Origin of the sequence: Ureibacillus sp. FSL K6-2830 (assembly GCF_038004145.1) — a bacterium.
GTDB classification, from domain to species: domain Bacteria; phylum Bacillota; class Bacilli; order Bacillales_A; family Planococcaceae; genus Ureibacillus; species Ureibacillus thermosphaericus.
The window spans coordinates 2,353,621-2,366,291 of the sequence record NZ_JBBOQR010000001.1 but is presented as its reverse complement, the minus strand read 5'-3'; the positions used below and the strand labels follow the sequence as shown (position 1 = coordinate 2,366,291).

Here is a 12,671-nt window from a genome sequence, read left to right as displayed (position 1 = left end):
AAAAAGGCGACGGATGCAGCGATCGTCATTAACAGAAACGACCACTTGGAAGTCTCACCGAATGTGACCGTTTGAGTTGAAGCCCCGGTTGAGAAGTTTGGCGTATTAAGGATTGTCAAAATGAAACCGGAGAAAAGTTGGAAAACGGCATAAAGAAGAATGAAACTGATGATAAATACAAGATATTTTTTCATTCTGATCCACCTCAATCGGAAATTATTTCATTTATTTACGCCCAAACATTGCAAAAAGTTTCAAAAAATCCGTAAGGCAGTCTGTTTCATTCTTCTTTGAACCTCAATCCCGCTTCGTCCAATGCCTCTTTCATTCTCACAAGCGCGGTTTTCCCCACGCCGTGAAGGGACATGATTTCCTTTTCCGTGTAGTCCGAGAGTTCTTCCACCGATGTGATGCCTTTCCCTTCCAACGCTCTTCTTGCCGGGGCGGATAAACTGGCAAGGAAGCCTTCCTTTGGTTTCCGTTCCGCCTCGCAAACAGGGCAGCTGTTGCAATCGCTGCTCTTATAAAAACGGTGCCCTTTTTCGCAAATTCTCAACGTCTTTTCTGAAGGTTTCATTCCGTCATTCCTTTCCTGTTTCATTGTTCCAATCCCATTCATCTTCGTCCGACAAAGAAGCCCGAATCAAGTAAAGAAGAGGAACATCCCCATTTTCTTCAATGAATTCTTTCGGGTCTGTCACGTTTGTTCTGAAACTCACAGAATTTCCGTCATCCGCTTCAAAAAACGCCATATATCCCAACACCATGTCTTCGGTAAATTCCATTTTGTCGTTAATGACCGGACCCCATGTTCCCGCACCCAGCTTTTCGTCCGGTTTGGGAATTTGACTGTTTGAAATGGCATAGCCCGATTCATCTGTGATCACTTTGCGCAAGTAAAAATTGTCCCATTCGGAATCTTCCAGAAAGCAGAATAACATTTCCCCCTTGGCATCTTCCGTCATTCCAATTCCAACGCCACCAGCCTTCTCAGCCAACTTCCCATATTCATACCGTTCAACCCATACTCTTAAAAATTTCCCTTTTTCCGCGGAGTATTCATAATAAAAGCTTTTATCGCCCACCACCGCCTTTAACAAGTGATCCCCATCGGAAAAATCTTTTTGCTGAATCATATTTTTCGTTGTCTTCTCCCCATCGCTGCAAGCAACAAGCAACATTGCAACAACGGCCAAAATGAACGCACGGATTTTCACTTTCCCCCATCCCTTCCAGACGAAATGTGAACTTTTAGTAATTATAGATTTTGTTCCCTTATTTTTTCAATAGTCTATTTGCCCAAGGGTAATAAAAAAGAGCCACGGTGAAAAGTTTTTCCTTTTCCGGCTCTATAATATTTGGTGTTGGTGAGTATAAACCAGCACCAATTTTTTTGAACAAAAAAAAATGAGACAGTGACAAAACTCTGGTAAAATGTAATCGCCAAAACACATTTTCCAAAGGAGTTGTGTCACATGTCTCACCATCATTCTATACGAAACCTACTCAATATAAAAGACAAAAATATCACATTTGATGAAAATTTTTGTGCAGAAGAACTCATTAAAGGGGTCCAATCAAAAGTCTTTTATGGCCAATTAACTTACCAACCAAAAGCTTGTTATGCTTGTGGACATGTCTTTGATGTTCAAATCATTAAACACGGTTTTAAAACGTCTCTCATTAAAATGCCTAGCATTTCAGGTTTTCATACCTACTTAAAATTGCGTAAACAGCGTTATTTCTGTAAACATTGTCATTCCACGTTTACTTTAAAAACGAGCGTCGTGGCTAAAAACTGTTGTATTTCCAACAATACTAAAGTAGCGATTGCTTTAAACGCCAAAGATAAAATATCCGAAAAAGATATTGCGATGAAACATAATGTTTCTCATGCCACTGTCAGTCGTGTCATTGACAGCTTTTATAGCTACTATCAACCAAATGTTCACTACCTTCCAAAGCATTTGTGTTTTGATGAGTTTAAATCAGTGAAATCCGCAGCTGGAGCGATGTCCTTTATTTTCTGCGACTCTGAAACGGGGGAGATTGTGGATATCGTGGAGGACCGGAGATTACATGTCCTCAAAGAGTATTTCTTACGGTATTCCAAGAAGGCGAGAGATGCGGTAAAAACGATTGTCATCGATATGTACAGCCCTTATATTTCCTTAATCCAAGAAGTTTTCCCTAAAGCGGAAATCGTACTCGACAAATTCCATATCCTCCAACTATTTAGCAGAGCTTTAAACAAAACGCGCATCAACGTCATGAATCGGGATAAAAAGAATTACAATAAATTGAAAAAATACTGGAAGCTCCTTCTGAAAGATCAAACAAAACTTGATTATAAGAACTATACATATCATCGTTGCTTTAAAAAGCATATGTGTGAGGTGGAGATTCTCCACTATCTCATTGATTTAGATTCTGAATTAAAAGCGTCCTATGAGTTATACCAATACGTTCGCCATTGCATCAAAACCAAAGACTTTGAGCTCCTAAAGAAAACATTAGAGAATAAACAAAATATCGTTTCCAGCTATATGAAAACCGCCATCAAGACAATCAACAAATACATCAATTACGTCGAGAATACGCTAAAGTACGATTATAATAACGGCATTTTAGAGGGGATTAATAACAAAATCAAAGTGATTAAACGCATTTCTTTCGGTTATCGATCCTTCTATCACTTTAGAAACCGAATATTCATTACCCAAAACTTAGCGAAAATAAAAACAGCTTAGGGGAACCTCGAATTTCCCCTAAGCCATCCGATTACATATTACCAAATAATGTCACTAAAATTTATTCACCAACACCATTTGACAAAGAACCAAAAAATTCAAGAATTGGTGTATGAGATGCACAACAACGCCCATGTGATTGTAGAAAAAGGAGAAACCCCAAAACAATCCGGCAGAGCTTTATCGGAAATTGAAGCGGAACTCGCAGAAATACGGAAAGATGTGCGGACATTGGATAGACTCATCTATCGGGCAAACATTGACCATGCGATTGAGTTCAAAGGGGAAAAAATGCCAATTGTAGAGGCCATTGAATTGGCGAAACAACTGAGAGCAGAATCAAGTTTGTATAAAGATTTAGGGAATACAGAGAAAGAAAAAATTTATACAACGACTGGCGAAGGAACGGTGCTTTATCAAATTGCAACATATGAACCTCGAGAATACCGGGAACGGGCCATCCAGCTTGAAAAAGAAGCTCATCGCCTTTCAAATTTAATCAACGCGAAAAACTATGAAATTCATATTGAATTTGATGATTCTAAATATTTCTAATGCCTCGGGGCGGTGAGAGTCCTCCCCGGGGTGTAACGGCTGCAATGGTGTTTGAATCGATAGTTGGTAAACCGATTACCGTTGACCTGTCACTTGATCACTTTTAACCAATGACCAACTAACGCAAAGGAAGTCAAACAAGATACCTAGTTTTTTTGGTGCAGCCGTTATAACAATAGGCTGTTTAGGAAGATTTTTCTTTCTAAACAGCCTTTTTCTTTGGGCAAGGCTTTTTCGATTGGCGATTTCTTCTAAAGCTCTATTTTTTTTCGTTTGGCGATTATCTTATCCTAGGTGGCGATTAACTTTTACGCTTTGGCGATTATTTTGCTAAAGCCGGCGATTATCCAGCCTTCTACTTTTTCGATTTGTTATTGGAAAAAACAAACACTAACGGAGGAAAGAATAAAATAAATCCATACCATCCAAATGAAAAGAAAATCGGAATTAGTAAAAAGGAAATCCCTGAAATAATGGTCATATAGATCTTTTCTTCAAACCGTAAATACCTATAATAAATCCGAGTGCGATACAAATCAAAGACAGTATTTTTAGCCAATCCATGTAACTCACCTCTAACGCTTATTCCACTCCTGGCAAGAGCCGCAGCAATTTCTCATCCGCATCCAAAATCACTTCAACCCCTAGTGGAATACCGATGTTTGGCTTCGAATGCCCAATGTTGAATCCCGCTACTGCTGGCTTTTTATATGGGGATAAATATTCCTTGAATAAAGCTAATATGTCTTCCTTACCAACACTTCCAATTGCAAAGCCGCTTGCTTCTTTTAACTTTCCTGCAAGCCTCAACTGATTCAGCAAACGGTCGATTTCTTCAATCTGCAAATCTGCTTCTTCCAAAAGCAAAATTTTTCCAAGCGTATTAATTTCAAATTTTGTGCCAAGGGTATCCACAATTCTTCGCAAGTTCCCGCCGATAATTTCTCCCTGAACCGCGCCAGGAATAATGCTCACAAGCGGCGAAAGGCTTTCATCATAAAAAATTTCGTAAGGTGCAAATAATTGGTAAAGCATTTTTTTCGATTGTTCATCTGCAATTTTTGAAAGAGCAGGTCCGTGGAAGGTTGCCACATTGGAAAACTGATGAAAGGCAATATGTAAAAACGTGATATCTGAACATCCCCAAAAAATTTTAGGATGTTCAGCAAGCAATGGATAGTCAATTTGATCAGCTATTCTTGCAGCACCATATCCGTCTGTCACGCAAAAAATCGCCTTTACCTCCGGATCGATAATCATTTGATGCAAATCCTGCACCCGCTCTTCATCTGTTCCTGCCAAGTACTTTCCAGAAAGTCCGATGGTTTGTCCTAATTTGTATTGTAATCCCATTTCACTAAAGATCGATAAAGGATTTTGCAAACTTTCTACATCCATCGGATTGCTAAGGGCAATCACTCCAACTGTATCTCCTTTGTTTAAATGCTTCGGTCGTATAATCATGGATTTCCTCCTGCGTTCTTTTTACTAAAGTTATATTAACAAAATTGCCTCAGAAAAAACCATTACATAAATCCGATTTCTTTGGACTAAAACAAATAATTAACAATTTTTTCCTTTAAATTCGTCATTAATTATTATACAATCTTTGTAACTATTCATTCCAACCTCCAAAGGATGAGTAACATGGTCAAGTTAAAATTAGAGCATCTGCACAAAGCCTATCACCAATTCGATGCTATTAAGGATGTCAATTTTGAGATTCAAGATCAGGAATTTATTGTGATTGTTGGTCCTTCCGGCTGCGGTAAATCGACTCTATTGCGACTTATTGCAGGGTTGGAGGAGCCTTCCCACGGACAAATTATCATGGATGGGCAATGCATCAATCATCTTTCACCAAAGGAACGCAATGTTTCCTTTGTCTTTCAAAATTTTGCCCTTTATCCCCATATGAATGTTTACCACAATTTGGCCTTCGGATTAAAAAGCCGGAAAACCCCAAAAGAGGAAATTGAATCTCGCATCCAAAATATTGCTAAACTTTTGCATATTGAAGATTTATTAAAACGAAAGCCTAATGAACTTTCAGGAGGGCAGCTGCAGCGCATAGCCATTGGACGGGCCATTATCCGGGATGCCAACCTTTTGTTAATGGATGAACCCCTTTCCAACTTAGATGCTCAACTACGCATAAAAATGCGAAAAGAGCTCATTCAACTCCATCAACACCTAAAAACAACAACCCTTTATGTAACCCATGACCAAGCTGAAGCTATGACGATGGCTACTCGCCTTGTCGTCATGAATCAAGGAACTATCCAACAAATCGGAACACCGCAGGAAATATACAATCGGCCAAAAAATGTATTTGTGGCAGGGTTCATCGGCTCACCAAGCATGAACTTTTTCAACGGCATCATAAATAACGGAAAAATTCAAATCGACTCCCTTTCAATTCCTCTATTAGAAAGTCAATTGACTCTTTTAGAAGATTACAATCAGCAAGAAATCATCATCGGAATTCGGCCGGAAGATTTTTCATTCAATCCAAAAAGAGGCATCAGTTTCCAAGCAAAAGCAGAAATCGTTGAATCTTTAGGTGCTGAAGTTCTTGTCCACTTCAAATTAGGAGAGCAGCCCTTCACCGCCCGATTGAAACCAACAGCGAATGTTCAAGCTGGACAACCTCACACCTTATCAATAGATTTAGAGAAAATACATTTTTTTGAAAGCCAAACAAAAAATCGGATTTTTTAAAGACTGGGGTAATTGTTGATGAAAAAATTGTGCATGTTCACGACAATTTTGTTATGTTCTTTCATTCTTGCAGCATGTTCGAACTCCGACCAGGAAAGTAAAGAGGTTAAACTTACGGTATCCGCAGCAGCTAGTTTAAAGGATGCTTTAGATGAAATAAAACAGCACTACGAAAAGGAACATCCGGATGTTTCCTTAACCTTCAATTACGGCTCTTCTGGTTCTCTTAAGCAGCAAATCCTTCAAGGGGCGCCTGTCGATTTATTCTTCTCTGCGGCAATAGAGCCCTATAACGAACTTGTTGAAAAAGGCATTATAGAAGAAGGTACCAACCTGCTTGGAAATGAACTTGCATTAATTGTTCCCAAAAACAATTCTTCCATTAAACGTTTTGAAGACCTTGCAGCTGAAGAAATCCATAAAATGTCCATTGGAACGCCTGAAACTGTCCCAGCCGGCCTATACGCAAAAGAAACCCTTGAACGGATGAATTTATGGGAAGCTGTGGAATCCAAATTGGTGTATGCAAAAGATGTCCGACAAGTGTTGTCCTATGTGGAGACGGGCAATGTGGATGCAGGCATTGTTTATAAAACGGATGCATTAGTTTCCGATAAAGTCAAAATTGCAGCAACAGCAGATGAAAGCATCCATGCGCCAATAATGTATCCTGTTGGGGTCATCAAGGAATCACAAAATTATGATGCAGCCAAATCCTTTTATCAATATTTGCAAAGCGAAAATGCAATAAAGGTGTTTGAAGCCTATGGATTTAGTGTTAAATAAAGAATTTTGGACTCCGGTTTGGCTATCGATTAAAACGGCTGCCATTGCAGGAATGATTGTAATCGTCTTTGGAACGATTGCCGGAAGGTTGCTCTCGCGGAAAAATTTTAGAGGGAAAGTTCTGCTAGAAACGTTTCTTCTGCTTCCGATGGTGCTTCCTCCAACCGTTGTCGGCTTTTTCCTTATTGTGATTTTTGGGAAAAACAGCCCAGTGGGACAATTTTTAGAGTGGTTATTTCAGCAGCCCGTCATTTTCACTTGGTATGCAGCGGTAATTGCAGCGGTGGTCGTCGCTTTCCCTTTAATGTATCAATCCGCAAAAGCAGGATTTGAAGCCATCGACAAAGATATTGAAGATGCCGCAAGAATTGACGGGGCAAGCGAATGGAGAATTTTCTTGTATATTTCTATCCCCCTTGCTTCAAAATCGCTCATCTCCGGAAGCATATTAAGCTTTGCCCGGGCGTTGGGGGAATTTGGGGCAACGTTGATGTTTGCTGGAAATATTCCGGGAGAAACGCAAACTATCCCAACCGCCATTTATATTGCCATCGAATCAGGCAATATGGCTTGGGCTTGGATGTGGTGCATATCCATCTTCCTGCTTTCCTTCGCACTACTTTTAGTGGTTCAATTGAAAAATAAAAGGAGGCTCTAAAATTTAAGAGGCCTCCTTTTTATTTGCTTCAAGTTCACCCTCCGCTAATCGGCGGAATGAAGGCAAGGGTATCGCCATCTTTTACGACTGCATCATCTGTGACAAATTCTTCATTCACTGCAGCCATCATTTGCTCCAAAGAAAGTTGAGGATATTCCTTCTCCATCCATTTCTTCACATCTTGTACTGTGCAGCCCTCTAGCTCTACCATGACCTTTGATTGTCCAACGGCTTCTTGCAAGTGGGCAAATAACAATACCTTAATCATCCTTGTTCACCTCTCAGAATCGTGGTTTTCCTTCCGCATATGGCACATTTTCCAATTGATCGCCAATCCATTCGCTGCCGTCTTCCCAATGCTCTTTTTTCCAGATTGGCACAATTTGTTTAATTCGCTCAATGGCATATTCATTCGCTTCATATGCTGCTTTCCTGTGGGGGGAAGATACGGCAATGACTACAGCAATTTCTGTAATTTCCAACCGGCCCACTCGATGGGTAATGGCGATTTTCGCTTCCGGCCAGCGTTCCTTAATTTCTTTTGCAATCTGTTCAAACATTTTTACCGCCATTTCCGGATATGCTTGATATTCCAAAAATAACGTCTTTTTCCCATTGGTCATTTCACGCACAGTTCCGACAAATAAGGTGATTGCGCCGGCATTGCGGTTTACCACTTTCTTTCTGACCTCTTCAACATCAATGGGATGTTCAACAATTTCAAACAATGACGTTTCCATGATTTCCCCTCCATTCTTCCATCAAAAATTTTATGTACCGTTCCTCTTCGTCAATGGAGAAAACAGGATAATCCATCTTTTTCTCTATTACACAAGTTGGCCAGTGGATGACGCATAAAATATTGGACAACTTTTCAAGCAGCTCCATCTCCTCTGGACTTCGCAAAAGAATCACTTTCCTGAATCGTTCCTGTTTATAGCCTTCTATCAAAATGAGATCGAGATTAAACAAATCATACATCATTAATATTTCATCCAATGTCCAGCTCTCCTGATGAATGCTTAAACGCAATGTACCGTGCCCTTCCACTGCTGCAACACAGGCTCCTGCTTGTTCATGGCGAACGTTGTCTTTAGAGAATTCCTCTGGGATGCCTCCATGCCCGTGGTGTTTAATTGCACCAACGCGCAAACCTTGAGCAGCTGCTTGGGAAATAAGATTTTCCATCAACGTAGTTTTTCCGCTGCCAGAATACCCTACAATTTGTAAGATTTTACGATATCGTCCCAAGGCCACTCACTTCCTTCTTGGTCATCAAGCAACAATACATCCACCTGCATTCCCTTTTCATATCCCCTGGAACCCCTTGGGAGTACAATGAAAGCATTGGCTTTTGCTAAAGAAGAAACAGCACTTGATTTATCAAACCCGGAAGGAATGGCTTTTAATGTCCCATTTTCATGAAAAGCTGTTCCTCTCACAAAACGGGTAAAAGGATTTGGTTTTGGAAAGTCCGCCCCTAAGATGGCCTGGGCTCTTTTTAGGTGCGGGCGTTTAGAGCCAAATGCTTTCCGAAGAATTGGACGAACGAACAGTTCAAATCCAACGTAGCAGGCGGATGGATTTCCGGAAAGCCCAAACAATAGCTTCTCATCCTTCACAGCCACCGTTGTCACGCTTCCCGGCCGCATCGCCACTTTATTAAACAATACTTTTGCGCCGATTGCTTCATAAATCGCAGGCACATTGTCAAAATCGCCGACAGATACGCCGCCAGTAGTGATTAATAAATCCACTTCTTGCATTGCTTTCAAAACAGCATCAATGCATTCTTCAAGGTCATCTTTCAACTTGCCTAAATACATTGCCGTACCCCCTGCCCGCTCCACTTGAGCCATCATCATATAAGCATTGCTGTTGCGGATTTTTCCCGGCTGCAAAGCTTCCCCCGGCTCCACCAGTTCGCTGCCTGTTGCAATCACGCCAACAACCGGTTTTCGGAAAACAGGCACATCCGACACCCCAAAGGTTGCAAGCAACGCAATCACTCCAGGGTTAATGAACTCTCCTTTTTCGATGAGTGCCTCTCCCTTTCGAACTTCCTCGCCGCGATAAGAAATATTCGTTCCTGCTTCAAAAGGACGTTTAATGGACATAAAACTTTGGCCATTTTCTTCAAATTCCTGGGTCAACTCTAGCATCACCACAGCATCGCATCCTTTAGGAATCGGAGCGCCCGTCATAATTCTTACCGCTTCTTGCTTGCCCACCGTTCCCTCAAAGACATATCCTGCACCAATTTCCCCCACGACTTTAAAAATTACGGGATTGTCCCTGCTTGCACCCTTACTATCGATAGAACGGATTGCAAAACCGTCATAAGGAGAGCGGTCAAAGGCTGGAACATCTATATCTGCCGCAATATCTTCCGCTAAAAAACGGCCATGCGCTTTCGTTAAAGGCACAACTTCTTTCTTCGCTTCAAAGGCAAATTCCATTACCCTACGAACCGCTTCCCCTACTGGTATGGGATTTCTTTTTTCCAACAACTTAACACACCTTCTTTATCCTAATAATCGATAATAAATGCTTTTCGCTTTTTCAATTTCTTGAATGCCATGAATCATGACGCGTCCATCTTTGAAAATCACCACTCGAACATTTTCCATTAGACATGAAATTAAAAATGGATTTCTTTGGATTCTCCCGTAATTTTGCAGGCGATGGGCAAGTTCGTCCAAAGAATAAGAAAGGGGTTTTGCCGGACGAATTTGCACCGCATCCCGACCGCACAATACTTCCAATTTCGTTTGAGATTCATAAGATAAAAACGGAAACGTCGGATGCATCCCGCATGAAGGACAATCCTCATTCTGCATTTTTTCCACATTGATTTCATAATGCTGATTTTTCCATACATCAAAGAGTAAATACGTCTTTCTCAGCGCCTCTTCATCACCCACTAAAATTTTCAACACCTCTGCCACTTGATAGGCTGCGGTAATTTGAACCGCTGGGCTAATGATGCCAATCGTGTCGCAAGTGAGCCCTGTATTCGTAATGACCTTTTGCAAACAGCGAAGGCAAGGGGTTTTTCCGGGAAAGATGGTGTAAGTGGCACCGTAGCTTCCCACACAGGAACCATAAATCCAAGGAATGTAATATTTTTGGGAAAGGTCATTGATTAAATAGCGGACATCAAAATTATCCGTTGCATCCAAAATTACATCCACATCTTTTAAGAGTTCCGCAAATGGTTCGGAGAAAGCGTCAAGTACATACCCTTTTACTTCAATGCTTGAGTTGATTGCTTGAAGCCGGTTTTTTGCTGCAATCGCTTTAGGCAGTTTCTCCTCTGCATCCTGCTCCGTGTACAATTGCTGCCTTTGCAAATTGCTCCACTCCACATAATCCCGGTCCACCAAGGTAAGTTTCCCGACGCCGGCTCTTGCTAAGGCTTCTGCCGATGCGCTGCCCAATGCACCAATGCCTACAATCAGGACGTGTTTTTGCTTCAGCATCTCCTGTCCTTTTTCTCCAATGGGGCGAAATAATTGTTGTCTTGAATATCGATCACTCATCATGACCCATCTTTCCTTTACAAAAATTTGCTTCAACTATTATGATAAACTATAATTTCCTAAAAATAGAAATGTACCAAAGGAGGGCTACTATTGCACCTTACAAAACAAATTCCTATCCATGCCGCTATCTTAACGGTAAGCGACACACGTACAAAAGACGATGACCTCAGCGGACAAAAAATCAAATCATTGCTTGAAGGGGCTTCTTTTCACGTTGCAGATTACCAAATCGTCAAAGATGAGCCTTCAGAAATCGCAAGCCACATTCAAAACTGGTGCGAACATGAAAGCATCAATGCCATTATCGTGACAGGGGGCACCGGCTTTACACCAAGGGACCAAACTTACGAAACGATTGTTCCACTTTTGGAGAAAGAAATGACTGGCTTCGGGGAATTGTTCCGCTACTTAAGCTATGAAGAAATCGGAGCAAAAGCGATGTTTAGCCGTGCCACAGCGGGATGCAGAAATCAAACAGCCATCTATTTATTGCCAGGCTCCCAAAATGCCGTAACGCTTGCCATGACCAAACTTATTCTCCCAACGGTGCAACATTTTGTGAGCGAGCTGAACCGCCAATGAACATGGCAGGGGTTGTCTTAGCAGGAGGTCAATCATCGAGATTCGGCCGCCCCAAAATGTTTGAAATCTTTGAAGAAGAACCTTTGTATAAAAAAAGTTTAAAAGCTTTGCAAGGAAATTCTTTGCATCCTATCATCATCGCAACCAATGCCGAACTACAGCCAAATTTTGCGGAAGAAAATGTGGTGTTCCATATTGAAACAACACTGCATCAAGGGCCTTTAGTTGCACTCCAAAACGTCATGCAACATTTTCCTGATGTTGATTGGTTTGTTGTGCTGGCAAGCGATATGCCTTTTATAGACGCAGATTTTATCCGCAAAATGCTAAACCAAATCGATGACCGGTATGAAGCCATCGTCCCAAAGCAAAATTCAAAAATCCAGCCCCTTGCTGCCATTTATCGGCGTAGAACTTTGCCGATACTTGATTCTGTCATTCAACAACATAAAAGAAGCATGAAAGACTTTTTAAAGGAGCTGAAGGTTTGCTATGTTAAATTTGATGAGGAATGCCAAACCTTTGCCAATATTAATACCCAACAAGATTTGCTGGAAATTCTAAAAAAGGAGAAAAAATGATGCGTAATTTTTCCCATTGGAATGAAGAAGGTCGTCCGAAAATGGTCGATATTTCCGAAAAAGATACAACAAAGCGTACAGCCATCGCACGCGGCATAATTACCTTATCCGATGAATTGTACGAAGCCATACAAAAGGGAGGAATCAAAAAAGGCGACCCATTGCAAGTGGCGCAAATTGCCGGAATTATGGGGGCGAAAAAAACGCCGGACCTTATTCCAATGTGCCACCCAATCATGTTGCAAGGCATTGATTTTGAATTTGAATATACGAAATCGAAAAGCGGCTACGAATTGCATATCCAAGCAACGGTAAAATGCACCGGAAAAACCGGCGTTGAAATGGAGGCATTAACGGCTGTAAGTGTGGCGGCCCTCACTTTTTATGATATGTGCAAAGCTGTTGATAAAAGGATGGTCATTAAAGATATTTATCTTGTCCAAAAAACAGGAGGAAAAAGCGGAACGTTCGTGCATCATGTATAGATCGGCGA

The 12,671-nt window shown here is 41.1% G+C and carries 16 protein-coding genes; 8 read left to right on the top strand and 8 right to left on the bottom strand.

All coding sequences use genetic code 11. The annotated features are described in order from the left end of the window. Positions 1-280: 280 nt before the first annotated feature. On the bottom strand, positions 281-577 hold the full coding sequence (locus NSU17_RS11675; protein ID WP_096552576.1) for an RNA polymerase alpha subunit C-terminal domain-containing protein: 297 nt from the start codon (positions 575-577) through the stop codon (positions 281-283). A gap of 4 nt (positions 578-581) precedes the next feature. After that, a complete protein-coding gene (locus NSU17_RS11670) occupies positions 582-1,217 on the bottom strand; it encodes a hypothetical protein (protein ID WP_096552028.1) in 636 nt (211 codons plus the stop codon). A 258-nt stretch (positions 1,218-1,475) separates the two neighbouring features. Between NSU17_RS11670 and NSU17_RS11665 the strand changes: the two genes are divergently transcribed. Beyond that, positions 1,476-2,750 carry an ISL3 family transposase gene (locus tag NSU17_RS11665; RefSeq protein ID WP_340705073.1) on the top strand — a complete coding sequence of 425 codons (1,275 nt, stop codon included), beginning with the start codon at positions 1,476-1,478 and terminating at the stop codon, positions 2,748-2,750. Positions 2,751-2,798: 48 nt separating this feature from the next. Continuing rightward, complete coding sequence (locus NSU17_RS11660) at positions 2,799-3,305, top strand: DIP1984 family protein (protein WP_445684077.1); 507 nt, start codon at positions 2,799-2,801, stop codon at positions 3,303-3,305. 582 nt (positions 3,306-3,887) lie between these two features. On the opposite strand, the gene NSU17_RS11655 is transcribed toward NSU17_RS11660, so the two are convergent. Continuing rightward, positions 3,888-4,769, bottom strand: coding sequence for a S66 peptidase family protein (locus NSU17_RS11655; RefSeq protein WP_096552036.1), 882 nt, complete (start codon positions 4,767-4,769; stop codon positions 3,888-3,890). Between the two features lie 183 nt (positions 4,770-4,952). Here NSU17_RS11655 and NSU17_RS11650 point away from each other — a divergent pair, with 183 nt between their 5' ends. The 3 genes from NSU17_RS11650 to modB are packed head-to-tail and all read left to right on the top strand — an operon-like array spanning position 4,953 to position 7,470. Next, positions 4,953-6,026: an ABC transporter ATP-binding protein gene (locus tag NSU17_RS11650; RefSeq protein ID WP_208650548.1), complete on the top strand. Its 1,074-nt coding sequence runs from the start codon at positions 4,953-4,955 to the stop codon at positions 6,024-6,026. 18 nt (positions 6,027-6,044) lie between these two features. Beyond that, positions 6,045-6,812, top strand: a complete 768-nt coding sequence (gene modA, locus NSU17_RS11645; protein WP_340435275.1) for a molybdate ABC transporter substrate-binding protein — start codon at positions 6,045-6,047, stop codon at positions 6,810-6,812. Beyond that, positions 6,793-7,470, top strand: a complete 678-nt coding sequence (gene modB / locus NSU17_RS11640; RefSeq protein ID WP_340435277.1) for a molybdate ABC transporter permease subunit — start codon at positions 6,793-6,795, stop codon at positions 7,468-7,470. The genes modA and modB overlap by 20 nt, the downstream gene beginning before the upstream one ends. Positions 7,471-7,504: 34 nt before the next feature. Here modB and moaD read toward each other — a convergent pair whose 3' ends face one another. Genes moaD through NSU17_RS11615 form a run of 5 tightly spaced genes read right to left on the bottom strand, consistent with a single transcriptional unit; the run spans position 7,505 to position 11,012 of the window. Then, entirely contained in the window at positions 7,505-7,738 is a 234-nt protein-coding gene (gene moaD, locus NSU17_RS11635) for a molybdopterin converting factor subunit 1 (protein WP_096552044.1), read from the bottom strand. A gap of 13 nt (positions 7,739-7,751) precedes the next feature. Then, positions 7,752-8,210 (bottom strand): molybdenum cofactor biosynthesis protein MoaE, encoded by a 459-nt coding sequence (locus NSU17_RS11630; RefSeq protein ID WP_340435280.1) that lies wholly within the window; start codon positions 8,208-8,210, stop codon positions 7,752-7,754. After that, positions 8,191-8,727 carry a molybdopterin-guanine dinucleotide biosynthesis protein B gene (gene mobB, locus NSU17_RS11625; protein WP_096552048.1) on the bottom strand — a complete coding sequence of 179 codons (537 nt, stop codon included), beginning with the start codon at positions 8,725-8,727 and terminating at the stop codon, positions 8,191-8,193. Before mobB ends, NSU17_RS11630 begins: the two co-directional genes overlap by 20 nt. Next, positions 8,688-9,980, bottom strand: coding sequence for a molybdopterin molybdotransferase MoeA (locus NSU17_RS11620; RefSeq protein WP_096552050.1), 1,293 nt, complete (start codon positions 9,978-9,980; stop codon positions 8,688-8,690). The genes mobB and NSU17_RS11620 overlap by 40 nt, the downstream gene beginning before the upstream one ends. 15 nt (positions 9,981-9,995) lie before the next feature. After that, a complete protein-coding gene (locus NSU17_RS11615; protein WP_096552578.1) occupies positions 9,996-11,012 on the bottom strand; it encodes a MoeB/ThiF family adenylyltransferase in 1,017 nt (338 codons plus the stop codon). A 93-nt stretch (positions 11,013-11,105) separates the two neighbouring features. Between NSU17_RS11615 and NSU17_RS11610 the strand changes: the two genes are divergently transcribed. Genes NSU17_RS11610 through moaC form a run of 3 tightly spaced genes read left to right on the top strand, consistent with a single transcriptional unit; the run spans position 11,106 to position 12,663 of the window. Beyond that, positions 11,106-11,597: a MogA/MoaB family molybdenum cofactor biosynthesis protein gene (locus tag NSU17_RS11610; RefSeq protein ID WP_096552052.1), complete on the top strand. Its 492-nt coding sequence runs from the start codon at positions 11,106-11,108 to the stop codon at positions 11,595-11,597. Further along, the gene (mobA, locus tag NSU17_RS11605; RefSeq protein WP_208650551.1) at positions 11,594-12,178 is read left to right on the top strand and encodes a molybdenum cofactor guanylyltransferase; all 585 of its coding nucleotides are present in this window, start codon (positions 11,594-11,596) and stop codon (positions 12,176-12,178) included. Before NSU17_RS11610 ends, mobA begins: the two co-directional genes overlap by 4 nt. Next, positions 12,178-12,663 (top strand): cyclic pyranopterin monophosphate synthase MoaC, encoded by a 486-nt coding sequence (gene moaC, locus NSU17_RS11600; protein ID WP_096552056.1) that lies wholly within the window; start codon positions 12,178-12,180, stop codon positions 12,661-12,663. The genes mobA and moaC overlap by 1 nt, the downstream gene beginning before the upstream one ends. Positions 12,664-12,671 lie beyond the last annotated feature (8 nt).

What these genes read in the sequence shown, in the direction of transcription:
- NSU17_RS11675 (WP_096552576.1), bottom strand. Translation starts at nt 577, where the DNA reads ATGAAACCTTCAGAAAAGACGTTGAGAATTTGCGAAAAAGGGCACCGT.
- NSU17_RS11665 (WP_340705073.1), top strand. Translation starts at nt 1,476, where the DNA reads ATGTCTCACCATCATTCTATACGAAACCTACTCAATATAAAAGACAAA.
- NSU17_RS11660 (WP_445684077.1), top strand. Translation starts at nt 2,799, where the DNA reads ATGTCACTAAAATTTATTCACCAACACCATTTGACAAAGAACCAAAAA.
- NSU17_RS11655 (WP_096552036.1), bottom strand. Translation starts at nt 4,769, where the DNA reads ATGATTATACGACCGAAGCATTTAAACAAAGGAGATACAGTTGGAGTG.
- NSU17_RS11650 (WP_208650548.1), top strand. Translation starts at nt 4,953, where the DNA reads ATGGTCAAGTTAAAATTAGAGCATCTGCACAAAGCCTATCACCAATTC.
- modA (WP_340435275.1), top strand. Translation starts at nt 6,045, where the DNA reads ATGAAAAAATTGTGCATGTTCACGACAATTTTGTTATGTTCTTTCATT.
- modB (WP_340435277.1), top strand. Translation starts at nt 6,793, where the DNA reads ATGGATTTAGTGTTAAATAAAGAATTTTGGACTCCGGTTTGGCTATCG.
- moaD (WP_096552044.1), bottom strand. Translation starts at nt 7,738, where the DNA reads ATGATTAAGGTATTGTTATTTGCCCACTTGCAAGAAGCCGTTGGACAA.
- NSU17_RS11630 (WP_340435280.1), bottom strand. Translation starts at nt 8,210, where the DNA reads ATGGAAACGTCATTGTTTGAAATTGTTGAACATCCCATTGATGTTGAA.
- NSU17_RS11615 (WP_096552578.1), bottom strand. Translation starts at nt 11,012, where the DNA reads ATGAGTGATCGATATTCAAGACAACAATTATTTCGCCCCATTGGAGAA.
- mobA (WP_208650551.1), top strand. Translation starts at nt 11,594, where the DNA reads ATGAACATGGCAGGGGTTGTCTTAGCAGGAGGTCAATCATCGAGATTC.
- moaC (WP_096552056.1), top strand. Translation starts at nt 12,178, where the DNA reads ATGCGTAATTTTTCCCATTGGAATGAAGAAGGTCGTCCGAAAATGGTC.